23 protein-coding genes are annotated in these 25,140 nt (G+C 57.7%); 17 read left to right on the top strand and 6 right to left on the bottom strand.

All coding sequences use genetic code 11. The features are described from left to right. Nucleotides 1–6: 6 nt before the first annotated feature. From ilvB to AB1724_15635, 8 genes are all read left to right on the top strand, one after another. A complete protein-coding gene (gene ilvB / locus AB1724_15670; GenBank protein MEW6079246.1) occupies nucleotides 7–1,719 on the top strand; it encodes a biosynthetic-type acetolactate synthase large subunit in 1,713 nt (570 codons plus the stop codon). 14 nt (nucleotides 1,720–1,733) lie between these two features. Then, a complete protein-coding gene (gene ilvN, locus AB1724_15665; protein ID MEW6079245.1) occupies nucleotides 1,734–2,249 on the top strand; it encodes an acetolactate synthase small subunit in 516 nt (171 codons plus the stop codon). A 22-nt stretch (nucleotides 2,250–2,271) separates the two neighbouring features. Continuing rightward, nucleotides 2,272–3,324 carry a ketol-acid reductoisomerase gene (ilvC, locus tag AB1724_15660; GenBank protein MEW6079244.1) on the top strand — a complete coding sequence of 351 codons (1,053 nt, stop codon included), beginning with the start codon at nucleotides 2,272–2,274 and terminating at the stop codon, nucleotides 3,322–3,324. 94 nt (nucleotides 3,325–3,418) lie between these two features. Beyond that, nucleotides 3,419–5,026: a citramalate synthase gene (gene cimA, locus AB1724_15655; protein MEW6079243.1), complete on the top strand. Its 1,608-nt coding sequence runs from the start codon at nucleotides 3,419–3,421 to the stop codon at nucleotides 5,024–5,026. A gap of 10 nt (nucleotides 5,027–5,036) precedes the next feature. After that, entirely contained in the window at nucleotides 5,037–6,572 is a 1,536-nt protein-coding gene (locus AB1724_15650; GenBank protein ID MEW6079242.1) for a 2-isopropylmalate synthase, read from the top strand. A gap of 140 nt (nucleotides 6,573–6,712) precedes the next feature. Then, entirely contained in the window at nucleotides 6,713–7,819 is a 1,107-nt protein-coding gene (locus tag AB1724_15645; GenBank protein MEW6079241.1) for a FecR family protein, read from the top strand. Between the two features lie 425 nt (nucleotides 7,820–8,244). After that, on the top strand, nucleotides 8,245–8,490 hold the full coding sequence (locus AB1724_15640; protein ID MEW6079240.1) for an AbrB/MazE/SpoVT family DNA-binding domain-containing protein: 246 nt from the start codon (nucleotides 8,245–8,247) through the stop codon (nucleotides 8,488–8,490). Then, entirely contained in the window at nucleotides 8,480–8,911 is a 432-nt protein-coding gene (locus AB1724_15635; protein MEW6079239.1) for a type II toxin-antitoxin system VapC family toxin, read from the top strand. Before AB1724_15640 ends, AB1724_15635 begins: the two co-directional genes overlap by 11 nt. 267 nt (nucleotides 8,912–9,178) lie before the next feature. Here AB1724_15635 and AB1724_15630 read toward each other — a convergent pair whose 3' ends face one another. From AB1724_15630 to AB1724_15620, 3 genes are all read right to left on the bottom strand, one after another. Next, a complete protein-coding gene (locus AB1724_15630) occupies nucleotides 9,179–10,030 on the bottom strand; it encodes an Mrp/NBP35 family ATP-binding protein (protein MEW6079238.1) in 852 nt (283 codons plus the stop codon). A 16-nt stretch (nucleotides 10,031–10,046) separates the two neighbouring features. Then, nucleotides 10,047–10,469, bottom strand: coding sequence for a DUF134 domain-containing protein (locus AB1724_15625; protein ID MEW6079237.1), 423 nt, complete (start codon nucleotides 10,467–10,469; stop codon nucleotides 10,047–10,049). 81 nt (nucleotides 10,470–10,550) lie between these two features. Next, nucleotides 10,551–11,264 (bottom strand): enoyl-CoA hydratase, encoded by a 714-nt coding sequence (locus AB1724_15620; protein ID MEW6079236.1) that lies wholly within the window; start codon nucleotides 11,262–11,264, stop codon nucleotides 10,551–10,553. Between the two features lie 270 nt (nucleotides 11,265–11,534). Here AB1724_15620 and AB1724_15615 point away from each other — a divergent pair, with 270 nt between their 5' ends. Both AB1724_15615 and AB1724_15610 read left to right on the top strand, forming a co-directional pair. Then, nucleotides 11,535–12,809, top strand: coding sequence for an acyl-CoA dehydrogenase family protein (locus AB1724_15615; protein MEW6079235.1), 1,275 nt, complete (start codon nucleotides 11,535–11,537; stop codon nucleotides 12,807–12,809). A 149-nt stretch (nucleotides 12,810–12,958) separates the two neighbouring features. Next, the gene (locus tag AB1724_15610) at nucleotides 12,959–13,570 is read left to right on the top strand and encodes a TetR/AcrR family transcriptional regulator (GenBank protein ID MEW6079234.1); all 612 of its coding nucleotides are present in this window, start codon (nucleotides 12,959–12,961) and stop codon (nucleotides 13,568–13,570) included. Nucleotides 13,571–13,576: 6 nt separating this feature from the next. On the opposite strand, the gene AB1724_15605 is transcribed toward AB1724_15610, so the two are convergent. The 3 genes from AB1724_15605 to AB1724_15595 all read right to left on the bottom strand — a co-directional run bounded on the left by AB1724_15605 (nucleotide 13,577) and on the right by AB1724_15595 (nucleotide 16,702). Further along, nucleotides 13,577–14,491 (bottom strand): response regulator, encoded by a 915-nt coding sequence (locus tag AB1724_15605; protein MEW6079233.1) that lies wholly within the window; start codon nucleotides 14,489–14,491, stop codon nucleotides 13,577–13,579. A gap of 187 nt (nucleotides 14,492–14,678) precedes the next feature. Next, nucleotides 14,679–16,103, bottom strand: coding sequence for a transferase (locus tag AB1724_15600; protein ID MEW6079232.1), 1,425 nt, complete (start codon nucleotides 16,101–16,103; stop codon nucleotides 14,679–14,681). Further along, complete coding sequence (locus tag AB1724_15595; GenBank protein ID MEW6079231.1) at nucleotides 16,100–16,702, bottom strand: CBS domain-containing protein; 603 nt, start codon at nucleotides 16,700–16,702, stop codon at nucleotides 16,100–16,102. Before AB1724_15595 ends, AB1724_15600 begins: the two co-directional genes overlap by 4 nt. 271 nt (nucleotides 16,703–16,973) lie before the next feature. Between AB1724_15595 and AB1724_15590 the strand changes: the two genes are divergently transcribed. From AB1724_15590 to AB1724_15560, 7 genes are all read left to right on the top strand, one after another. Beyond that, on the top strand, nucleotides 16,974–18,965 hold the full coding sequence (locus AB1724_15590) for a proton-conducting transporter membrane subunit (protein ID MEW6079230.1): 1,992 nt from the start codon (nucleotides 16,974–16,976) through the stop codon (nucleotides 18,963–18,965). 13 nt (nucleotides 18,966–18,978) lie between these two features. Beyond that, the gene (locus AB1724_15585; GenBank protein ID MEW6079229.1) at nucleotides 18,979–19,884 is read left to right on the top strand and encodes an NADH-quinone oxidoreductase subunit H; all 906 of its coding nucleotides are present in this window, start codon (nucleotides 18,979–18,981) and stop codon (nucleotides 19,882–19,884) included. 3 nt (nucleotides 19,885–19,887) lie between these two features. Continuing rightward, a complete protein-coding gene (locus tag AB1724_15580; GenBank protein ID MEW6079228.1) occupies nucleotides 19,888–20,532 on the top strand; it encodes an NADH-quinone oxidoreductase subunit K in 645 nt (214 codons plus the stop codon). Nucleotides 20,533–20,536: 4 nt separating this feature from the next. Beyond that, the gene (locus AB1724_15575) at nucleotides 20,537–22,030 is read left to right on the top strand and encodes a proton-conducting transporter membrane subunit (GenBank protein ID MEW6079227.1); all 1,494 of its coding nucleotides are present in this window, start codon (nucleotides 20,537–20,539) and stop codon (nucleotides 22,028–22,030) included. Between the two features lies 1 nt (nucleotide 22,031). Then, the gene (locus tag AB1724_15570) at nucleotides 22,032–23,537 is read left to right on the top strand and encodes an NADH-quinone oxidoreductase subunit C (protein MEW6079226.1); all 1,506 of its coding nucleotides are present in this window, start codon (nucleotides 22,032–22,034) and stop codon (nucleotides 23,535–23,537) included. A 17-nt stretch (nucleotides 23,538–23,554) separates the two neighbouring features. Continuing rightward, nucleotides 23,555–24,322, top strand: coding sequence for a 4Fe-4S dicluster domain-containing protein (locus AB1724_15565; GenBank protein ID MEW6079225.1), 768 nt, complete (start codon nucleotides 23,555–23,557; stop codon nucleotides 24,320–24,322). 227 nt (nucleotides 24,323–24,549) lie between these two features. After that, complete coding sequence (locus AB1724_15560; GenBank protein ID MEW6079224.1) at nucleotides 24,550–25,125, top strand: TetR/AcrR family transcriptional regulator; 576 nt, start codon at nucleotides 24,550–24,552, stop codon at nucleotides 25,123–25,125. Nucleotides 25,126–25,140 lie beyond the last annotated feature (15 nt).

Genomic DNA, 25,140 nt, shown 5'->3' with positions numbered 1-25,140 from the left:
ACAAAAGTGGAAAAGAAATCGACTGCGAAGTACACCGGCGCGCAAATCCTGATGAAAGCGCTCAAAGACGAAGGCGTGGACACCATTTTCGGTTATCCCGGCGGCGCGGTTCTGGATGTCTATAATGAACTGCCCAACACCGACATCCGGCACATCCTGGTCCGCCAGGAACAGGGCGCGGTCCATGCCGCCGACGCCTATGCCCGGGTCAGCGGACGGACCGGCACCTGCCTGGTCACCTCCGGTCCCGGCGCCACCAACGCCGTCACCGGCATTGCCTCGGCCTACATGGATTCCATCCCGGTGGTGATCTTCACCGGCCAGGTGCCCACCCCCCTGATCGGCAACGACGCCTTCCAGGAGGTGGACATCGTCGGCATTTCCCGGCCCTGCACCAAGCACAATTACCTGGTCAAGAACGTCAACGACCTGGCCCGGACCATCCGTGAGGCCTATTACATCGCCGGCTCCGGACGTCCCGGACCGGTGCTGGTCGACATTCCCAAGGACGTGCTCCGGTCCGCGGCGCCTTACAGCTATCAGAAGGACATCCAGATCAGGTCCTACAACCCGACCTACGAGCCGAATATCAAACAGCTTCAAAAGGTGATCGACCTGATCCAGGCCGCCAAACAGCCGGTCATCTTCACCGGCGGCGGCGTCATCCTGTCGGACGCGTCCGCGGAACTGACCCGATTCGCCCGGGCCTGCCGGGTGCCGGTCACCTCTTCCCTCATGGGCCTGGGCGCGTTCCCGGCCAGCGATCCCCTGTGGCTGGGCATGCTGGGTATGCACGGCACCTACCGGGCCAACCTGGCGGTCTCCTCCTGCGACCTGCTCATCGGCATCGGCGTCCGTTTCGACGACCGGGTCACCGGCAAGACCGACGAGTTCGCCGACAAAGCCACCATCGTCCATATCGACATCGACCCTACCTCCATTCAGAAAAACGTGGCCGTGGACGTGCCGATAGTGGGCGACTGCCGGATCACGCTGAAGCATTTGAACAAGCTGGCCGCGGCCCAGAAGCCCCTGCTGGACGACAAGGCCTTGAAGGACCGGAACAAATGGTTCAAACAGATCATCCAATGGAAGGAAGACAACATGATGGGCTATGATCAGAAAAAGATCATCAAGCCCCAGTACGTGGTGGAGAAACTGTTTGAACTGACCAGGGGCGAGGCGATCATTACCACCGAGGTCGGTCAGAACCAGATGTGGGCCGCTCAATATTACCATTTTGACAAGCCCCGGCATTTCGTCACCTCCGGGGGACTGGGCGTGATGGGCTTTGGCCTGCCGGCCGCCATCGGCGCCCAGGTGGCCTGCCCGGACAAGACCGTCATCAATATTGCCGGCGACGGCAGCATCCAGATGAACATCCAGGAGATGATGACCGCCGTCAGCAACAACCTGCCGGTGAAAATCGCCATCCTCAACAACGGCTACCTGGGCATGGTCCGGCAGTGGCAGGAACTGTTCTACGACCGCCGTTACTCCAGCACCAACATGGAGGCGGCCCCGGACTTCGTCAAGCTGGCCGAGGCTTACGGCGCCGTGGGGCTGCGCGCCACCCGGCCGGAGGAAGTGGGGCCGGTCATCAGAGAAGCCCTGGCCACGCCGAAAACCGTCATGATCGATTTCGTGGTGGAGCGGGAGGAGAACGTCTATCCCATGGTGCCGGCCGGATCACCCATAACCAACATGATCTTAGTGTAAAAAGGGGAAAGGCAATGGACGATCAAAGACACATTCTTTCCATTCTGGTCGATAACCAGCCGGGAGTGCTCTCCCGCATCGCCGGCCTGTTCAGCGGCCGCGGCTACAATATTGAAAGCCTGTGCGTGGCGGCCACCACCGATCCCCAGATATCGCGGCTGACCATGGTGACCGTGGGCGACGACGCCATCCTGGAGCAGATCAAGAAGCAGCTCAACAAGCTGATCAACGTCATCAAGGTCATCACCCTGACCGACACGCCCTTCGTCCAGCGGGAACTGGTCCTGATCAAGGTCAGGGCCAAAACGGAATTCCGGGCGGAAATACTGAGGATCGTGGATATCTTCCGGGCCAAGGTGGTGGATGTCAGTCTGGACCACTACACCATCGAGGTCACCGGAACCGAAGAGAAGCTCAAAGCCATCATAACCTTGCTGCAACCCATCGGGATAAAGGAAATCGCCCGCACCGGCGCCATCGCGCTGCAACGGGACGTGAAACCCTGCAAACCCGAGAAGAAAGCAGACTAATATCAACCAAAGGAGGATTGTCATGCCGAAAATTGATTTTGGCGGCGTCATGGAGAACGTGGTCACCAAGGAAGAATTCACACTGGACAAAGCAAGACAGGTACTCAAGAACGAAACGATCGTCGTTCTCGGATACGGTGTTCAGGGGCCGGCCCAGGCCCTGAACCTGAAAGATAACGGGTTTGACGTCATCATCGGCCAGATGGAAGGCGATGAATACTGGCAGAAAGCCGTCAAGGACGGCTTCGTGCCGGGCAAGACCCTCTTCCCCCTGGAAGAAGCGGCCAGAAGAGGCACCATCATCAAGATGCTGCTGTCCGACGCCGGACAGGTGGCGGTCTGGCCGAAGATCAAGCCCTGCCTGAACAAGGGGGATGCCCTCTACTTCTCCCACGGATTCGCCATTGTTTATAAAGAACAGACCGGCATCATCCCGCCGGCCGATGTGGACGTCATCCTGGTGGCGCCCAAGGGATCGGGCACCAACGTCCGCCGGAACTTCCTGGACGGCAGCGGCATCAACTCCAGCTACGCCGTGTTCCAGGACGCCACCGGCCGGGCCGAGGAGCGGACCATTGCCCTGGGCATCGCCATCGGTTCGGGCTACCTCTTCCGGACTACCTTCGAGCATGAGGTTTACAGCGACCTGACCGGCGAACGCGGCGTGCTCATGGGCTGCCTGGCCGGCACCATGGAGGCCCAGTACAACATCCTGCGCAAGAACGGCCACTCCCCCAGCGAAGCCTTCAACGAGACGGTGGAGGAACTGACCCAGAGCCTGATCCGGCTGGTGGCCGAGAACGGCATGGACTGGATGTTCGCCAATTGCAGCGCCACCGCCCAGCGGGGCGCCCTGGACTGGGCGCCGAAATTCCGCGACGCCGTGGCCCCGGTTTTTGAAGACCTGTACAACCGGGTCAAGACCGGCCAGGAGACAAAACGCGTGCTGGAGGCCAACGGCGCGCCGGACTACAAGGAAAAACTGACGGCGGAACTCAACGCCATCAAGAATTCCGAAATGTGGAAGGCCGGGGCCGCAGTGCGCGCCCTGCGTCCGGAGAACCGGAAAAAATAGGCTCATCTGCCGATTAAGGGTTCAAGGGGTCGAATCCTTGAACCCTTTACATCGACTAAATGAGCAGAATAGCGAAACAAAAAGGCGGGCCGCCATGAAACGACAGATCCTGCTCTACGACACCACCCTCCGGGACGGGACCCAGGGCGAGAGCATCAATTTCTCGGCCGAGGACAAGATCCGCATCGCCCGGGTGCTGGATGATTTCGGCATCCATTATATCGAGGGCGGCTGGCCGGGCGCCAATCCCCGGGATCTGCATTTCTTTGAAATGGCCAGGGAGATCAGGTTCAAAAACGCCCGGCTGACCGCCTTCGGGGCCACCCGCCGGAGCGGAACCGCGGTGGACCGGGATCCCGGCATTAAGATGCTGGTGGACTGCGGCGCGCCGGCCGTGGCCGTGGTCGGCAAGACCTGGGACCTGCACGTCACCGAGATCATGAACAATTCCCTGGAAGAGAATCTGGCCATGATCCATGACACCGTCTCTTATCTGAAAAAGCACGACCGGGAAGTGTTTTTTGACGCCGAGCATTATTTTGACGCTTTTGCCCGCAACCGGGAATACGCCCTGCGGGCATTGAAAACAGCGGCGGACGCCGGCGCCGACGCCCTGGTCCTGTGCGACACCAACGGCGGCGGCCTGCCCCACGAGATCGAAGCCGCCACCCGGGAGGTGGTTGACGCCCTGGGCGGCGGGTACCGGACGCCGGCGGTGAAAATCGGCATCCACACCCACAACGACAGCGCCCTGGCCGTGGCCACATCCCTGGCCGGTATCCGCGGCGGCGCCGACATCGTCCAGGGCACCATCAACGGCTACGGGGAACGGTGCGGCAACGCCGATCTGACCGCCATCATCCCCATTCTCTGCCTGAAGATGGGTTACCCCTGCCTGTCGTCTGACAACCTGAAAAAGCTTAAAAAAGTCTCCCGGTTCGTCAGCGAGACGGCCAACATTCCGCCCCTGGCCAGCCGCCCCTTTGTGGGCAAAAGCGCTTTCTGCCATAAGGGCGGCATTCACGTCAGCGCCGTCATGAAAAACCCGGTGGCCTATGAGCACATCGATCCGGAGCTGGTCGGCAGCAGCCGGCGGGTGCTGGTCTCCGACCTGGCCGGGAAAAGCAACATCCTTTACAAAGCCAGGGAACTGGGCATCGACCTGGACTCCCTGGGCGCGGATGCCGGCCGGATCGTCTCCGAAATCAAACTGCTGGAGGAGGAAGGCTACCAGTTCGAGGCGGCCGACGGTTCCTTTAAAATCCTGATGGAGAAAATCACCGGAAATTTTCAGCCCATGTTCAACCTGAAATCCTTCCGGGTCATGATTGAGAAAAACGAAGACCGGCCCTGCGCTTCCCAGGCCATGATCAAGATGGCGGTGGGCAAGGAGGAGACCATCACCGCCGCCGAAGGCAACGGGCCGGTCAGCGCCCTGGACAACGCCATCCGCAAGGCCATCGCCGAATTCTACCCCGATTCCCTGGGCATGGAGGCCATGCACCTGGTGGACTTCAAGGTGCGCGTGCTGGACGGCCGGGACGGCACCTCGGCCAAGGTGCGGGTGCTGATCGACTCGCGCGATGAGGACGAAGTCTGGAGCACCATCGGCGTATCCGAGGACATCATCGAAGCCAGCTGGCAGGCCCTGGCCGACAGCTGCCAGTACAAGCTGGCCAAGGAACGGGCAACAAAAAAATAGGAGCGGTACCATGTCAGAACGTGTCTACATCTTCGATACCACTCTCCGGGACGGCGAACAGTCGCCCGGCGCCAGCATGAACGTCAATGAAAAACTGCGCATCGCCTCCCGGCTGGAGGAACTGGGCGTGGACATCATCGAGGCCGGTTTCCCGGCGGCTTCCAAGGGCGACCTGGAGGCGGTGTCGGCCGTGGCGGAGAAGCTGACGGTCACGGAAGTGGCCGGCCTGGCCCGCACCAACAAGGAGGACATCGACAAGGCCTGGGCCGCGGTCTGCAACGCCAAAAAGCCCCGGCTCCACATTTTCATCGCCACCTCGGACATCCACATGCAGTACAAGCTGCGCATGCCGCGGGAGCAGGTCATCGCCAGCGCCGTGGCCGGTATCACATACGCCAAGTCGCTGACAGGCAACGTGGAGTTTTCGGCCGAGGATGCCTCCCGCAGCGACCGCGACTTTCTGTGCAAAATCTTCGAGGCGGCCATCGAAGCCGGCGCCACCACCATCAACATCCCCGACACGGTAGGTTACGCCATCCCGGATGAATACGCCGAGCTGATCAAATATGTCAGGACCCACACCCCCAACATTCATCGGGCGGTCATCAGCGTCCACTGCCACAATGACCTGGGCCTGGCCACGGCCAACACCCTGGCCGCCCTGGCGGCCGGCGCGCGGCAGGCTGAGGTCACCATCAACGGCATCGGCGAACGGGCCGGCAACACCTCCCTGGAAGAGGTGGTCATGGCCATGCGCACCCGCAACAACCGCCTGCCCCTGCACACCAACATCGACGCCACCAGAATCTATCCCACCAGCCGGCTGGTCAGCCTGCTGACCGGCATGATCGTGCAGCCCAACAAGGCCATCGTCGGCGCCAACGCCTTCTCCCATGAAGCCGGCATCCACCAGGACGGCATGCTGAAAAACCCCATGACCTACGAGATCATGCGGCCGGAAACGGTGGGCGTGGCCAGCAGCTCCCTGGTCCTGGGCAAGCATTCCGGCCGCAATGCTTTAGGCGACCGGCTCAAGGCCATCGGCTACAACCTGTCCAAACCGGAAATCGACCTCATCTTCGGCAAGTTCAAGGACCTGTGCGACAAGAAGAAGAACATCGTGGACGAGGACCTGGAAATCCTGGTGTCGGAAAACCTGATGCAGACCAAGGATGTCTTCAAGCTGGAATACCTGCATGTCACCAGCGGCACCACGGTTTTCCCCATGGCCAGCGTGGAGATGACCATCAACGGCCGCCTGGTCCGGGGCGCCAACTACGGCAACGGTCCCATTGACGCGGCCTACATGACCATCACCGAGCTGACCAAGACCAACTGCGAACTGCTGCGATTCACCATTTCCGCCATCTCCGGCGGTACCGACGCCCAGGGCGAGGTGACCGTGCGGCTCAAGGAGGACGGCCTGATCGCCCTCGGCCGCGGCGCCGATCCCGACATCATCATCGCCAGCGCCAAGGCCTTTATCAACGGCCTGAACCGGCTGGAATACCTGAAGCGCCACCCGGTCATCGCTGATATGATTTAGCCCCCTCTTTCGCAATAAAGGGTGTTCACCTGACCGGCGAAGGCCTGAATACAAACCCACTGTCATCCTAATCTGACCAAAGGCGTTGACAAACAAAATAGTTTTGATAGAAATTCGGCTTCTTTTTTGGGGATTTCATTATGCTTAAAACCGTCAAAAAAATCATTCCTTTTCTTATTTTTATTACAATACAAATGGTTATTCCAATTTCCGTTTTGGCGACAATGATCGGTGAGTTTACGTCGGTCACCGGCACCGTTTCGCAGATCAGGGCGACGGAGGAAATCAAACCCGTTAAACAATCACCGATTCAAATAAAGGATGTGGTCATCACGGGTCAGAGATCTTCCGCAATGATGTCTTTTTCCGATCACAGTATGATCAAGCTGGAGCAGGACTCGAAATTGGAAATCGATCAATTCCTTTTTGAAAATGAATCCCGTAAAGCCCATTTCCTATTGACCATCGGGAAGGTGGTGGTTAACGTGAGTAAATTCATCGGTGGAGAAAATACGTTTGAAGTCAGGACACCCACTTCCGTTACAGCAGTCAGGGGAACAGGTTTTGAATTAATCGAAGCGAAAGATGAAGGCAAGGCTAAATCAACGGTCAGCTGTACGGAAGGTTCACTGAACCTTTCAGCGTTGTCAGATACCGGAGCTGTCGTTTCTACAGCCGTGCTTGAAGCTGGTCAGATGGCTGTCATCTCAGGGGGGATAATCACTATTTCTATGATTGGAGAAGCTGTTGCTGCAGGGGTTGGAGCTACCGCAGCAGAAACGGGCTCTGCGGCAACAGCGGCTGCAGGCTGGTCAACGGGCGCAATAATAGGGACAGCCGCCGCCGGCATAGTTGGTGCCGGTGCAATTGTCGCCGCAGCAAACGACGACGGAGGAAGTGACGGAACCGAATCAACTACGAGCACCTGGGTCCAAACGGACACATATAGAGAGAATACTTGTGGTTTTCCAAACCAGCTGGAGACGCGCACATCAACAGTCACAGAAACAGAGAGTACCTTTACTCTTGTGAATGAGAATGGGTTCATCACTTCCGGAACCATTATCGGGGATACTTCCTACTGGACCTCTGTCATAGATGATGGAAATGGTGTTACAACAACTGTTACAGGTACTAGAATACGTACCTCAGACACGACATCAACCTATTCTTATGATTGGATCCGGACGGATGGTACGACTTCCTGTGGCGGTCACGTCGAGGGGACAGGGGTCAAAATACAGTGATGATTGAGGTAAGAGATCTCTAAGAATGGTACGAGAGCCGACTTACCAGCCACGCCCGGGCGTGGCTGGTGTTGAAGTCTGGTCACAGGTTCCCAACTATGGTTACTGGGCGGAATAACCCTCTGAATAACCGGCCCGGTAACACAATAGAGCTGCCTCAAAAATCCTATGTTTTTATGTACTCCCGGATATCCGGACGGTATCTCCCGCTCTTTCTGCCTCTCTGAAAATGTCCTGTCGAATCCCTTCTGAAACGTCCTTCAATATGTGGTGGCCTTCAAAATATTGACACACAAGTCCGGCCTTGCTTTAGATAATGACCAAGAAAGCGAGTTCTTATACTTTCCTTATCCTTTTATCCGTTTGCTTATCCCATTAGTCGAGGTTATACTATTTCACGTTTATGTATAACGATGGAGGTGGATATGGCTCTGGTGATTTCGGATAAAGGCTGGGTGGTGATTCCAGCGGAGTTACGTCGTAAGTATGCGCTCAAGCCCGGATCGACCGTCCAGATTGTCGACTATGGTGGCGTGCTGGCCATCGTTCCGACGCTGGAGAATCCGGTGCAACAGGCGGCCGGAATGTTGAAAGGAAAAAAATCGCTCACGAAGTCGCTGTTGGCCGAACGCCGTGCGGAACGTCGTCGGGAGGCGGCAGGTGGTCGCTAATGCCTCAGCCTGTGTGCTGGACAGTTTCGCCCTGCTGGCTTATCTTGAAGGCGAACCTGGAATGGGCCGTGTCCGAACGCTGTTGACTGAGGTGACAAAAGGGACCATTGCGCTTTACTTGTCGGTTATCAACCTGGGCGAGGTCCTGTATGTCGTTGAGCGCGAGCAGGGTTTGATAGCGGCACAGAGCGCACTGGCGGCACTTGACCAGCTGCCTGTTCAAGTCCTGCCGGCCGAACGGAGAGTGGTTTTGTCGGCGGCGAGATTAAAGGCGCGATACGCCATCTCGTATGCGGATGCATTTGCGGTTGTTGCGGCACAAGAGCAGGAGGCGGTTCTGGTGACAGGCGATCCCGAATTCAAACCATTGGTCGCCGATGGCCTGTTGCAGGTCGAGTGGTTACCGCGTCGTGCGACATGACCGATCGATTCAGATAAAGGCACAAGATGTCATCTTAAAACATAGGAAGGTTCAGGGTTCAAGGCTCAAGGTTTAAGGTTCAGGAGGGTGAAGACAGTACTAATCTGTCACCGTGACAAAAACAAAAAGGGTGGAAGCGCTGACGCATCCACCCTTTTGCTATTCCCGGGCTCAACCCGGAACTTTTTTTCTGGAAGGCTGACCCCTTCCGCTACTTAACCACTTAACACTTAACACTTAATCACTTAACACTTAATCACTTCCCCCCTATCCCACTAATTTCGCCATCTGCTCCGCCACCTTCGCAAAGGCTTTGGTCACCGGAGAATCCGGATATTTTTCCCGGAAGGAACAACCGCTGTCGCCGCAGGCAACCAGGTTGACGTCAAATGGGATGCGGCCGAGAAAATTCAGCCCCATCTCCCGGGCGGTCTTTTCGCCGCCGCCGGCACCGAAGATATCGACCATCTGGCCGCAATGGGGGCAGGTAAAACCGCTCATGTTCTCGATCAGGCCGAAGGGCTCCAGCTTGACGGTTTTGCAGAAATTGATGGATTTGCGGACATCGGCCAGGGCCACTTCCTGAGGCGTGGTGACAATGATGGCCTGGGCGCCGGTCACCACCTGGGCCACGGTCAGGGGTTCGTCGCCGGTACCGGGCGGAGAATCGATGATCAGAAAATCAAGATCCCCCCAGGCCACATCGCCGATGAACTGCTGAATCACCGAATGTTTAATGGGGCCGCGCCAGATAATGGCGTCATCCTTGCTCTGGCTCAAGGATTCGATGGAGATAATGCCCAGATTGTCCGAATATTTCACGGGGATCATTTTACGGTCGGGGGTTACACCGGGCATACCGGTCAGGCCGAGCATGCGGGGGATGTCGGGGCCGTGAATATCCACGTCCATCAGGCCGACCTTGTATCCCTTACCCGCCAGGGCAAAGGCCAGATTGACGGAAGTGCTGGTTTTCCCTACCCCGCCCTTGCCGCTCATGACCAGAAACTTGTGCTTGATTCTGTCCAGCGACTCTTTTATTTTTTCCTGCGCCTCATCCTTTTTAGGCTGCCCCTGGCCGGTACCGCACAGGGGAACGCCTTGCTGTGTTTTGCTCATTACCTCATCCCTTCATTTATAATATTGATGCCAGCTGCCGGACGGTGTCCCGGTTGCAGCGGGGACATTTTACGGCATGTTCCGCATCCGGCAACTCTTTCCATGCCTTGCCGCACTCATCACAGATAAACGATGCCGCTTCACGATTCGCCGCCTTGTATACGCCGCCCTCAATCCGGATAGCCATTCCGTTCACCAGGGCGTCGGCCACCGTCCGCCGGGCGTTCTGGATGATACGGCCGAAGGTAGCCCGTGAAACCCCCATGCGTTTACCGGCCTCCTCATGTGACAGGCCGAACAAATCCGCCAGGCGGATGGCTTCATACTCATCCACGGTCAGTCCGACTTCTTCCAGATCCCGCAGGGGAACACCCCGGGGCTTGAAATAGCAGATGTCCGGATCACAGACGATGTGTCTTTCTTTTTTGGGTCGCGACATATTCTCTTTATGAGCATATGCTCATTAAATAGTTAACCACTGTTCCTTTGGATGTCAAGCCGATTATTCACTTACCGGCCGTTATCGCGCCATGGCGGCGATCATGGCCTTCAATCCCTTGCGCTCGTGGTCCATGGCGTCGTTCAGCAAAGCCTGATTGCGATGTTCAATGAGCCGTTTGATTTTAACGAGCATGTCATAATTAACGGCGCAAATGGCCTCGGCGATGGCCCGGGCGCGGGGCAGCAGTTCTTCATCGGGCACGACTTCGTTCACCAGCCCGCACCGCAGGGCCTGGGCCGCGGAGATAAACTGACAGGTGAATGACATCTGCTTGGCCATGCGCTGACCGACGGCCTGCTGTAAAAGCTGGGTCATGCCCCACCCCGGCTGGATGCCCACCCGGGCGTGGGTATCGGCAAAAGAGGCGCTTTCGGCGGCGACCAGAAAATCGCAGTTCAAGGCCAGTTCGAATCCGCCGGTAATAGCGTACCCGTTAATGGCGCCGATTATGGGTTTTTCACAGGCGGATATAAGATCCACCATGTCGCGGCCGTCGCCCCGGGGATCCAGCAGGTTATCGGTCGCCAGACAGTCCAGGTCCAGCCCCGAGCAGAAGGCCTTACCGGTGCCGGTGATGATGGCAACCTTTACGGCGCTGTCCCGGGCGACCCGTTCCAGGCTGTCGTAGAGGCCCCGCAGCAGCGCTTCATTAATGGCGTTGCGCCGTCCCGGGCGATTCAGCCGGATGATCGCCACCGGGCCGTCTAACTCAAACAAAATCGGTTGTTCCATCTTTACCTCCCGTCATCATACCGTTCAGCATGCCGGGTAATATACCATCAAACGTAAGAAAATCAAACCAGGCGGTTGACATCATACAAGCCCTCCTCAATCTCTTTCACTCTCCCCTCAACCCCCGAGCCTTGCCCCCTGAGCCTTACACCTTACACCCTTACACCTTGAACCCTGGATCGATTTTTTCTATTGACAGAATGAGCAATGTTCATTATAAAATTCAAAGTTCATAATTCTTAAATAAAACCGATAATACAAGGAGGCCGCATGTATGATTTTCTGTTGACACCGGAGGAACAGGAATTGAAAAAAGAGGCCCGGGCCTTTGTCCGCGATGAGATTTCCAGTGATTTTCTTAGAAAAATGGACAAGAACGAAATCACCTATCCCCGCGAGTTCGTGGAAAAACTGGCGGCGCGCAAACTGATCGGTGTCCGCTTTCCGGAAAAATACGGCGGCCGGGGCCTGGGCTGGACAGCGGAAATCGCGGTGCTGGAGGAGATCGGCTGCCTGGGTATCGCCCTGGGCTGCGCCTATTCCATGCCCTCCATCGTTGGTGAAGCCCTGAACGTATTCGGCACCGAAGCGCAGAAGCAGAAATATCTGAAGCCCTATCTGGAAGGGAAACTGGTGGCCGCCGAGGCCCTGACCGAACCCCGGGGCGGATCCGATTTCTTCGGCGCCGTGACCCGGGCGGAAGTCCATGACGACCATTTCCTGTTAAACGGCCAGAAGCGATTCGTGGTCGGCGCCGAAGGCGCGGATTTCTTCCTGGTTTACTGCCGGACCAATTTCGATCCCAAGGCCCACAAGTACGGCCGCCTCAGCCTGCTGCTGGTGGACCGGGGGCCGGGCGTGGAGACCGAATACCTTTACGGTCTCATGGGTTGCCGCGGCGGCGGCACCGGCCGGCTGGTCTTCCGCGACGTCAAGGTGCCCCGGGAAAACCTGGTCGGTGAACTCCACGGCGGCGCCCTCTGCTTTCACCAGATGATGATTCCCGAGCGCATGACCTCGGCCGGCGGCAGTCTGGCCATGTGGGGTGCCCTGGACCTGGCCGCGCGCTATGCCAACCGCCGCCGGGCCTTCGGACAGGAAATCCGCAAATATCAGGCCGTCAGCTTCATGCTGGCCGACGCCATCACGGAACTGGATGCGGCCCGCGGCCTCTGTTACATGGCCGCCAAGGCCGTCGACAACGACTATCCCTATGTCCGCCGCCTGGTCAGCGAAGCCAAAAAATTCGCCACCACGGCCGCCTGGAATGTGGTCAACAAGGCCATGCAAATGATGGGCGGCATCGGTTATACCGAGGTGTATCCGATTGAACGGGCCCTGCGCGACACCCGCCTGGCCATGATCTGGACTGGAACCAACGAAATCATGAGCCTGCTCATCCAGCACGAATACTTCAAACAGATCCTGGACCCGGCCTACGACCGGCGCAAGATGGAAAACGACGCCGCCTGTCCGGACGATAGCGAGCGCTGTTTCACGGACGAGGATATGATGCGGGTTCACGAGGAGCATATGGCTTCGTAAAAACCCCAATTTCTGCGTTGCGCTGCGTCCCTCGTCGATGCGACGTACTTTAAGTACGCCTTACTCCTCGAGACTTGCGCGCCTTGAACTTGGACTTTTTACTTTGCCATATTTTATACAACATTATCTGGACTTTTTTTGAGAAACCGATGCCCGCACTGACACTGGCTGATTTAAAGCAGCAGGAAAAGGATGCCCGCCGGAATCTCATCCTGGAGGCAGCCCGGGAACTTTTCTCGGTCAAGGACTTCCGCCAGGTGACGGTTCGCGAAATCGCCCGGCAGGCCGGGGTCAGCGTCGGCACCATCTACAATTACTATGCGAATCTGGATCAGCTGTTTCTGGATATTTTTCTGCAATGTTCCGAGGAAATCGCCTCCCAGATAGACCGGCAGGCGGGGGAATCGGCGCCTTCCCTGGACGACGTCTGCCGGATTTACGTGGACTACCTGAACACCAACATGACCTTCTATCAGATGATGAGCCACTTCATGCTGGGAAACGATTTCGGTCCCGAAGCCACGGACAGGCTCAACCAGGCCATGCGCGATCTGATGGACAGAATAGAAACCGGCCTGGGCAAAACGCCCAGGCCGGTAAGGGAAAACGGTCGTTTGCTGGCTCACGCCCTGTTCGCGGCCCTCAACGGGATCATGATCAGTTACACCCGTTACCCGGGACGGACGGACGCGGAAATCCGGGAACACACGCTGCGGCTGGCCGCCATCATGGCCTCGGTTTTTTCCAAAACCGGACGATAATGGCGTTTACCCGCGGGGGTTATCCAGGAACTCCTTAAGTCTTTTAGGGCCTTCCTCGGCGGTCAGCGGCTTGATGATATAGCCGGCAATGCCCAGGGATTTGCACTCATCAATAACACTCTGATCGGACACGGAGGTGAACATCACCACCGGAACATTTTTGTCGACCAGGCGGATCTGCTGCAGCGCCTCATACCCGGTCATCATCGGCATGACGTAATCCATGAAGATAATATCCGGTCTCTCCTTCTTGTACATTTCGATGGCGTCTCTGCCGTTGGCCGCCTCCACGGTATTTTCATAGCCGATCTTGCGCAGATATTTTTTGACGACCATGCGGATAAAATTGGAATCGTCCACGACCAGGATTTTACCGCTCTTGGAAATGGCGCCCGTGCGGGCATCCACCGCGGCTTCGCCGGTGCTGATGATATAGTTAAAGTAGAACCGGCCCTCGTCCTTGATGTGAATGGGGATAGAGATGATTTCCCGGACGTTGGTCAGCAGCGTCATCAGGTTTCCCGTGTTGGTGATGAAATAAGGCGGGGCGAACTTGATCCCCAAATTTTTATCGGCCAGGAAACGGGTGGCGTTACCGATGATGGTGTTGCCCCACTCGGCCAGAGCGTTCTGCATATCGCTATCGATCTGATCATGGTAATTGGTTTCCTCGAGCATGTGCAGCCGCAGTTTGTTCCCGATGGTCAGGGCGGTTTCAATGTAGTTATGCAGCAGGATAACGCCGTTTATCTTGCCGCTGGTGGCCGCGGCTACGGCATAGCCCTTGAACCGGAAATTTTCGATCTGATCCAGAAAAGGGTCGCCGGCGTAAGCCTGAAGCCCGCACATGATATCCAGCTTCTTGATGGTCTCGTCAATAAACGGCGCAATTGTCATCAGTTGAAGATCAGTTAACTCCATCTATCGCCTCCTGAAATTCCGTTAAAAACTTCTTGTTGAATCCACCGCCTGGGCAGCATGTCCGTCCCGGATTCTGAGACCGCCTAAGGCCCAATATGGGATTCAGCCATATTTTCCTTTATCAGTATACACCAAACCATTTATTAATTCAATCGTCATTTATCAGCCTGGCGGTTACATATCCCCGTCAGGGTCGAATCACGATAGTGGGATAAATCCCTTTCAGGTCGCCTTCGGAATACGGCTGCAGGGTATTGAAAGAAATGTTCTGATTGATCTGCGCGTGTCCCCTGTTCCGGGTGCCGTCAAAGAAAGCGCCGTTGGCCTCGAGAATGTGCTGAATCCGTTGTTCAAAGGCCGAGACGAACTCTTTGCCGCTGCCCTCGAAAAAGAGGTTCCCCAGAGAAAACGATTCGGAAATGGCGGCAAACGTTTCAATGGGCAGGGTATGTGTCCGGATGTCTTCGGGGCGGTTGATCAGTCCCCAGGCCAGATGGCCCGGCGGGATGGTCAGGGACTGCTCGTCGGCGTCAATGATGGTGTGGGGCATGATGATGCAGCCGTCGCCGATCTTCAACCGGCAGCCCGGCTGGCCGTTGAGGAAGCTGTTAAATCCCACAAAAACCTGTTTCCCCAGTTCCGCGCCCAGAATCTTGGCGCCGTGGGCCGTGACGTTATCTCCCTCCAGCCGGGAATCGACAATGTAGCAGTTCTCCTGGGCGTTGGCTCCCTTGCCCATCCAGGCATTCTGCAAAAAAGCCCGCTGGGCCACCAGCACGTTATCGCTGATGTGAGTGCCGGGCATGACAACGGCATAGCGATCCACCGACGCCGTCTCCGGCACCGGCACGGTATGGGCGAGATTCACCTTGTCGAAGATACCCTGGAATTCGTTCTTGCAGACCTCGGCCACGGCCATGAACACCCCCGTGGGAAGGGAACCGGCGGAGAAACGGATATAGGTGCCAAGCCGGTCGCGGTCATGCTGATAAAAAAAATTAAAAACCCCGGGGTTGCGGACCCATATGGTCCCCGCCTTGATTCTCATATGGCTGATTTCTCCGGCCTGCAGATAGGAGAAGCTGCCGATGACACTGTCCCGTAAAGTGGTCAGATCCGCCGTGGCAAAAGGGCCCAGAAAGCAGCCCTCGCAGGGCGAACCGTGAATATTGGCATAATGCGTAGAGATGGTGTCTTTGATAAAAAAACGCTCCAGGGTTTCCGGGTCATGAGAATAATTATGTACCAGTGTTTTGACCAGAAAGCTGTCTTCAATATCGATACCCTCGTCCCGGGTAATCGGAATTTCGAAATCCTGGAATTTGAATATATCTCCTTTTTTCTTGAGTTCATCTCCCCGGACGTCGCTTTTATAGACCAGCGAATTGTTTACCCGGCACTTGCCCAGAAAGTAGCTTCCGGCCAGATTGGAATGCTGAAACTGAAGATCCAGAGGGTGATGATTGGAGATACCATAAAAGGCGTAAAACTTGTCCATCTGCTTTAACGGCACCAGATTCTGGATGAACGGTGTGGCATCATGGCGCTTCTCCCGCACATTGACATTGGTGCGTAAAATCAGTCTGTCGAGTAATTTTTTCAGTTCGTTCATGGGCGTTTTTCCTGCTGAGACGCATCGCCTGCGAGGGCGGTTTCGTGGTGGTTCTCTTCCATGGCATGGAATACGGCTGCGAAAACGTCCGAAAGGCGTAAAATGCCAACGATTTCTTTTTTGCTGGTCACCAGCAGCGACAGGTGAGCGCCGTGAACAAACTGGGGGATGACGCTTTCGATGGGGGTGTTCTCATCGATATATTCGCCGGCGGTGGTGGCCTTCATAAAAATCTCCACTTTCATGGCGGCGGGCGCGGCGCAAATCTCTCGCAAGCTGCGGCCGGCGAACCAGTGCCGGCACTCCATATCGCTGATGAACTGCGGGGTAAACCCGAACTGATCCAACTGGTGAATGGTTTTAATCTTCCGGTTGTCAGCGGCTGCCCCGAGAGCGCGAAGCACATTGAGCTGGCTGAGTTTGCCCACCACATGGTTATTTTCATCCATGACCAGAATGGCCCGGTGCTGATACTTGGAGCGGTCGAAATTCAACTGTGCCTCTTCCAGGGCCAGGACAGCCTCAAACAGCGTCGTTCCCACGGGAACGGTGGCATATTCCGAGATGGGAACCATCAGGTCCTTGACAAGGTAGTTCATGATATCTCCCTGCAAATTTTTTTTAAAAAACATAGCATGGACACATGGCAATAGCAACTCACGCAAAATGGCGCCAATAAAAAAAATGGGTATAAACATATAAACACCGCTGTTGACAAAAATAGGATCAAGCAAGTAGATTACATAACTTTTAGTCCGAATCTTTGATGATATTTTGCCCGGAAGGGGTTGGTGACGGTGGGAACCACCGTCACCCGGCCGCGAATTCCGAAAAAGATGATATATCGGGAAACAAATAAGGAAGTCCTTCATGGTCATGGGACTGATGATGATATCCCTGGCGGTGCTTCTGGCGGGCAGCGGCCTGTGCCTTCTGCCGGGCGGCCCAGCCGGCGGAAACACCTCCCGGACCGGGGTGATTACCGGCGTCGCCGGCGCGGTTCCGGCTATTATCGCGGCCCTGGTTGTGCTGGAGACCGGAACGGCGGTATCCCTCCGCCTGCCGTGGCCGGTGCCTTTCGGTTCTTTTTATGTTGCCGTTGATCCCCTGTCCGCCTTTTTTATTCTGACCATTTCCCTTGTCTGCGCCCTGGCCGCCGTCTATGGAACGGCCTACCTGGACGCTTACCGAGCCGGAAAAAATCTCGGTCCAGCCTGGGCTTTTTTCAACCTGCTGTTCGCTTCCATGCTGCTGGTGGTTATTTCCAGGAACGGCCTCCTGTTTCTGGTCGCCTGGGAAACCATGTCCCTTTCTTCCTTCTTTCTGGTGATGTTCGAACATGAAAAACAGGAGGTGCGGCTGGCCGGGTGGGTGTATCTGGTAGCGGCTCACGCCGGGCAGGCCTGCCTGATGTTTCTGTTTGTCTTTCTCGGCCGGCAGAGCGGTACCCTTGACTTTGACGCCTTTACCGTTCCCCCCGGCGCGGCTGCGGCGGGCGTCCTGTTCCTGCTGGCCGTGGCGGGATTCGGCGCCAAGGCGGGTTTCCTGCCGCTGCATGTCTGGTTGCCGGACGCTCATCCGGCGGCCCCATCCCATGTTTCGGCGGTGATGAGCGGCGTCATGATCAAGACGGGCATCTACGGCCTGGTGCGGATCATATCGCTGCTCGGGATGCCGGCCCAGTGGTGGGGATGGACCCTGATTCTGGTCGGGGCCGTGTCGGGGGTGATGGGGGTCCTTTTCGCCCTGGCCCAGCACGACATCAAGCGGCTGCTGGCCTATCACAGCGTTGAGAACATCGGCATCATCAGTTTGGGACTGGGCTTGTGGCTCCTGGGCGTGTCCACGGGTCATCCCGCCCTGGCGGCCCTCGGCCTGATGGGCGGTCTGCTCCATGTGATCAATCACGCCGTCTTCAAGAGCCTCCTTTTTTTCGGGGCCGGCGCCGTGGCTCATGCCGCCGGCACCCGGAACATGGACGTCATGGGTGGCCTCGCGAAACGCATGCCGCGCACGGCCCTGGCCTTCGGCATCGGCTCGGCCGCCATTTGCGGCCTGCCCCCCTTTAACGGGTTTGTGAGCGAATTTCTGATTTACCTGGCCGCCTTCGGCCTGATCACCGGGGCCGGCGTTCCGGGCGGTCCCATGGCCGGCGGACTGATAGTCCTGGCCGCTCTGGGACTGATCGGCGGACTGGCCGCGGCCTGCTTTGCCAAGGTCTTCGGCATCGTTTTCCTGGGTGAGCCGCGGACCCCCCAGGCGGCCGAAGCCCATGAAGCCCCTGCTGCAATGCGTTTTTCCATGATCACCCTGGCGGTCCTGTGTATCGCCCTGGGACTGGCCGCTCCCCTGGCCGTCAGGCTGGTCCTCCCGGCGGCCGGACAATTGCTGGACAGCGCCCAGGTATCCGCCGTATCGCTCATGGCCGGAGGCCTTCTGTGGAAGATCAGTTGGGGGGGCTTTGCTTTTATCGCCGTTTCCGGATTCCTCTGGGGCCTGCGCCGCCGTCTGCTGACCGGCCGCGTCAATACAACAGGCCCCACCTGGGATTGCGGCTACGCCGCTCCGGACAGCCGCATGCAATATACGGCCTCTTCTTTTGCCTGGCCGGTCATCGACATGTTCAAGTGGATCATAAGGCCAAAGCTGCGGGTAAGCGTGGGGCAGGATTTTTTTCCCCGCCGGGCCGGTCTCTCCTCCCACAGCAGCGATCCCTTCCGGCGGAACCTGTTCGACCCGCTTTTCCGGGCGGTCAGTGAACTGGCCCGGCGAACCCATGTTCTGCAACAGGGCCGCAACCAGCTTTACGTTCTGTATATCGCCGTTACCGTTCTGGTTCTTCTGCTGGTCAAGGTGAAATAAGACAATGGCCGTCATGACATCCATTATCAATCTGCTCCTGGCACTGATGTTATCGCCGCTTCTGATCGGCGTTATTAATCGGACAAAAGCGAAAATCGCGGGCCGCCGGGGCCAGCCCCTCCTGCAGCCCTATCATGATCTCGTCAAGCTGATGAAAAAGGGTTCGGTTTACAGCACCACCACGACCCGGGTGTTCCGGCTCGGCCCGGTGGCAAGTCTTGCGGCCGTATTGGTTGCCGTCACGATGGTCCCGTCCGGCGGCATGGGCGGGGTGTTCTCTTTTGCCGGCGACTTTGTTTTCATGGCCTACCTGCTGGGGCTGGCGCGCTTTGTAACCGTCATCGCAGCCCTGGATACCGGCTCGGCCTTTGAGGGCATGGGCGCCAGCCGCGAGGTGCAATTCGCCATCCTGGCCGAGATCGTGCTACTGCTGGGGCTGGCCGTGCTGGCCATCGGCACGGGCGAGACCAGCCTGACCGGTATCTATGGGAAGCTGTGGGTTTCGGCCGCGTCCGCCCTCGGACCGGCGTCCCTGCTGGTGGCTTTTGCTTTTCTGATCATCTTACTTACCGAAAACGCCAGGATTCCGGTAGATGATCCCAACACCCACCTGGAACTCACCATGATCCACGAAGTCATGGTTCTGGACCACGGCGGCGTCGACCTGGCCTTCATCCAGTACGGCGCGGCACTGAAACTCTGGCTCTTTGCCGCGCTACTGACCGGTCTGGCCATACCGTTCCGGACCGGGATCGTCTCCCTTGACATGATGGTCAATACCGCCGGCATTTTCGCCGCCGCCATTCTGGTCGGCTTCATCGAATCGGGCATGGCGCGGCTCCGGCTTCTGAACGTGCCGCAGATGCTCATCGCCGCCCTGGCCGTAACGGTGGCTTCGCTTTTATGGATATTGAGGTAATTCATGCCCCTGTGGACTGATATGTTTATTCTCGGCCTGGTCCTGACCAACTTTCGCCTGCTGGCGACCAGCCGCCTGGCGGCGGTGATTCAGACAACGGTTTTGCAGGCCGTGTTCCTGATCGCCATCATGCTGGCCATGACGCCGAGGCCCTGGCCATCCCTGCTGATCCTGCTCTCCCTGATTACCTTTGTGGTCAAAGGCGCGCTTCTGCCCTGGCTCCTGTCCCGGGCCGTGCGGGAAGTGAAGGTGCTCAGGGAAATCGAACCCCTCGTCGGTTACAGCGCTTCCGTGCTGACCGGCGTGGCGCTCCTGGGCCTGAGTTTTCTGATTTTCCTCCCCATGAAAGGTGCGGTTTCCGTGGGATCCGACTTTCTTCTGCCCGGTGCGCTTTTTACCACCCTGACCGGACTGCTGGTGATCGTATCGCGCAAAAAGGCCCTGACCCAGGTGGTGGGCTACCTGGTCATGGAAAACGGCGTATATGCCTTCGGCACCGCCCTGGCCGTGGAGGAACCGCTGCTGGTCCAGATGGGCGTGCTGCTGGACGTGTTCGTGGCGGTGTTTATCATGGGTATTACCGTTCATCAGATATCCCGGGAATTCGACCATATCGACACCGACCGTCTCTCGGAACTGAAGGATTGATGTCATGATTGTCAGCCTTGTCCTGATACCGCTCATACTCGGCGTGATGATCCTCGTCCTGACGGTTCCGGCCGTTCCCAGGAAGGGAATCAGAAGGGGCCTGCTGATGACGGGCGCCGTCAGTCACACCGTGCTGACGGCTATTATAGCGTTTTCCGGGAAAAACACCTTCCGCCCCGGAGACTGGATCGGACTGGACCCCCAGGGGCTCCTGTTTCTGGCGGTCACCAGCGTTCTTTTTCTGGCCGTCGCGGTCTACACCACGGGATATCTCAGCCGGGATTCCCAGCGCCGGGTCAAGGACGCCGTGGAGGGCTTTCTGTTCGAGAACAAGCCGGAAACCGTCTTCAGCGCCTGCCTCCTCTTTTTTCTGTCCGCCATGAGCCTGGTCTGCATCAGCCGCAACATGGGGCTGTTATGGGTCGCCGTGGAGGCAACGACCCTGGCCAGCGCGCCGTTGATCAGTTTTCACCGGCATCACCGCAGCCTGGAGGCCACCTGGAAATACCTGCTGATCTGTTCGGTCGGCATCGCCGTCGCCCTGCTGGGCAATTATTTTCTGGCCTTTGCCGATCCGGGGAAAGCCCATCTCAACCTGGGCAAGCTGATCGCGGGCGCCGCCCTGCTGGACAAGACCTGGCTCAAAGCCGCCTTCCTCCTGCTGCTGGTGGGCTACGGCACGAAGATGGGCCTGGCGCCCATGCACACCTGGCTGCCCGACGCCCACAGCGAAGCCCCGTCCATGGTCTCGGCCCTGCTGTCCGGCGCTCTTTTAAACTGCGCTTTTCTGGGAATTTTAAGAGGGCATGCCGTTCTCACGGCCGCCGGGATCGGCTGGTACAGCAGCGAACTGCTGGTATTCTTCGGCCTGCTGTCCATGATCGTGTCCGCGGCCTTCATGATCCGGCAGGCCGACTACAAGCGGATGCTGGCCTATTCCAGCATCGAACACATGGGGATTCTGGCACTGGCCGTCGGCATCGGCGGTCTGGCGGCCACCGGGGCCATGCTTCACGCCGTCAACCATTCTCTGGCCAAAGGCATGCTCTTTCTGGTTTCCGGCCAGTTGCTCTTTGTCTACGGCAGCAAAGAAATAAACGATATCCGGCATGTGCTCAAGACGGCGCCCCTGACCGGCGCCCTCTGGCTGACGGGGATTCTGGCGATTACCGGGGCGCCGCCCTTCGGCCTTTTCGTCAGCGAACTGACCATACTCAAAGGCATGATGGAAGCCGGCCGGTGGGGAATCGCCGCCGGTTATCTGATCGTGCTGGGCATCATTTTCATCGCCATGTCCCGGGCCATGATTTCCATGGTTTTCGGATTTCCTTTTACGGAGAGATCTCCCGACGCCTCTTCCTTTCATTACCGGGAACCGTTCTGGTTCTCATGGCCGGTCATGGCCCTGGCGGCGGTCATCCTGGCGCTGGGGCTTTATATTCCGAATCAATTCTGGACTTTTCTGGGCCGGGCGGCGGCCCTGACCGGAGGCATGTAAGATGGCGTCCGCCGATTATTTAAGAACAGTCAACGGCCAGGCGGTCAGCCGCCATGAACTGCCCGTCGTATCCTATGAAACATTCCGCTGGACAATTATCAACACGGTCAAGGCCGGAGCCCACCTCTCCGCCCTGCCGGTCTGGCGACCGGACCCGGAGGAGCCCTTACGGATCCTGGCCGTCCTGTCCCGACCCTTGTCGGGCGATCTGCTGCTGGTCTCATGCCACCTGCCCGAGCCATGGCCTTCCCTGACGACCGATTTCCCGGCCGCCCACTGGTTTGAGCGTGAAATCGCCGAAACCTGGCAGGTCCGGCCGGAAAGCCATCCCTGGCTCAAGCCCATCCGCTTTCAGCATTCCCACCGGTCCCCCGCCAGCGGGGCGGTGCCGGTGGGACTGACCGGTTTTTTCCGCATGGACGGCGCGGAATCTCACGAGGTGGCGGTGGGTCCGGTCCACGCCGGCGTGATCGAGCCGGGCCATTTCCGGTTTCTCTGCCATGGGGAAACGGTTTATCACCTGGAAATATCCCTGGGGTATCAGCACCGGGGAATCGAGCGGGCCATGGCGGGCGGCCCCGGGCCGCGGGACATTCATTACATGGAGACCCTGGCCGGCGACACCACCGTGGGGCATGCCACCGCCTACTGCCTGAACGTGGAGGCCTTGTCCGGCCGGTCCGTCCCGCCCCGGGCCGAGTCCATAAGAGCCGTAGCGGCCGAACTGGAACGGATCGCCAACCACACCGGCGACCTCGGCGCCCTGGCCGGAGACGTGGGCTATCTGCCGACCATGAGTTACTGCGGCCGAATCCGGGGAGACGTGCTGAACATGACGGCCGTACTCTGCGGCAACCGTTTCGGCCGCGGCCTGGTCCGGCCAGCCGGCGCCGGTTATGACCTGGATGGCGCCCTGGTAGAGACCCTGCTGGACCGTCTGGATGCCGTGGAAAAAGATGTGACCGGCGCGGTGGAAATCATGTTCGACACCCCGTCCGTGCTGGCGCGGTTCGAAGGGACGGGAACCGTTTCGACAGCGGCGGCCAGAGAGGCAGGCCTGGTGGGCGTGGCCGCGCGCGCCTCGGGAATCGACGGCGATGTGCGCCGGGACTTTCCTTACGGACACTACCGCCTGGCCCGGCCGGAAATAGCTGTCGGATCAACCGGCGACTGTTTTGCCCGCGCTTATGTGCGCTGGCTTGAAATCAAAGAATCGCTGGCTTTCATCCGCCGGCAGCTGCAAGAACTTCCCGACGGGCCGGTGACCGGCGCTGCCGCCCCCGCCAGAGGGGATATGCTGGCTGTCAGTCTGGTGGAAGGCTGGCGGGGAGAGATCTGCCATGTGGCTGTTACAGATGCCGGAGGGCGTTTTCAAACCTACAAGGTTGTCGATCCCTCATTTCACAACTGGTTCGGATTGGCCCTGGCCCTGCGCAACCAGCAGATATCCGATTTTCCGCTGTGCAACAAGAGCTTCAACCTGTCCTATTGCGGGCATGATTTATAAAAAACAGGAAGATCTTTATGCTGCGAATTATCAAAACCCGCCTTGAGCAGAAATACCGGACCATGGCCTATCCTGACGGACCGCCGCCGGATCTGCCTCCCCGTTTCGCGGGACGGCCGGTGATCAACGGCGCCGCCTGCCAAAGCGGCTGCGACCGGTGCATGGTCGCCTGTCCCGTGGGCGCCGTCCGTCTATTCGACGCGGATAAGGGACCGGTCATCGACACCGGAGGCTGCCTCTTCTGCCGGGCCTGCGAAACCGCCTGCCCGGTCGGCGCCATTTGTTTCGACCGTGAATACCGGCTGGCCGCGTCCGGGCGGGAGAGCCTCCTTGTCCGGTCCGGATCGCCGGATTTCGCTCCGGCCCGTTACGAGACCGCTGCCCGGCTGTTCGGCCGATCCCTGAAGCTCCGGCAGGTCTCCGCCGGCGGATGCAACGCCTGCGAAGCGGACAGCAACGTACTCGGAACCCTGGCCTGGGACATGGGCCGTTTCGGCATACAGTTTGTAGCCTCTCCCCGGCATGCGGACGGTTTGCTCATCACCGGCCCCGTAACCGAAAATATGCGCCTTGCCCTGGATAAAACCTATGCCGCCGTTCCCGCGCCCAAAATCGTCATTGCCGTAGGCGCCTGCGCTATAGCCGGCGGTCCTTATACCGGTCATCCCGAACAACACAACGGTGTTCCCCATATTCTCCCCGTGGACCTGTTTATCCCCGGTTGTCCTCCCCATCCCCTGACCATCCTGGATGGATTGCTGCGTTTTATCGATCGCATCAAATAACGATCCTGCGATTCACAGCACACCGCAACATCTCCCCAAAATCCGCAAACCAGATTTTTCTGGTTGATATCATTAAGAACATTCTTATCGGATCAGAATGTCATCCGGATATTTGCAAAAAAAACTTGACATCGGCTTTTATCTAGCGTAAAACTGATTCATAAATCAGCCTAACTGATGAATCAGTCAGTTTGTAGATAACCATATTCCATGGAATTAAAAAGTTCATGTCAAAAAAACAAGAAATACTTGAAATCGCAACTTTCTTATTCGCAACCAGGGGATTTAAAGAAGCCTCCATGGGCGAAGTGGCCAGTATGAGCGGAATCGCTACCGCCACAGTCTTCTATCATTATAAAACCAAGGAAGACCTTTTCCTGGCGGTATTGAGCAACGTCAAAGACGGAATACTGGAAGAGTTCTCCCGGTATTTTGGTGAAAAAGAGTTTCCCGACGGCGCCTCTCTGCTGGAAGCGTCACTGGCCTTTTACCTTTACCTGGCCGGTATCCGGCAACCCTGGTTTCTCCTGCTCCATCGCTACTACCCTTACAAACTCGCCGAAGAAAACGTTTACTGCCGGACCCTGCTGGAAGAAATTTACAACTGTTTTGTGGATATTTTCGAAAAAGCCCTGATCAAAGGACAAGCGGACGGATCGGTAGGCGACCTCTCTCCCCGCAAAACCGCCCTCGTCCTGCTGTCCACGGTGGACGGGATTGTCCGCTTCAAAAACTGCAACCTTTATGATGCAGGCGCCTTATATAATGAACTGATGCGTCTAATCGGTCTTATGATAAAATGATAAATACGGAAGGAA

It is taken from the genome of Thermodesulfobacteriota bacterium, from assembly GCA_040753795.1.
Lineage (GTDB): Bacteria > Desulfobacterota > Desulfobacteria > Desulfobacterales > Desulfosudaceae > JBFMDX01.
Note: the sequence above shows the minus strand (reverse complement) of the source record. Positions and strands in the feature narration are given on the sequence as shown.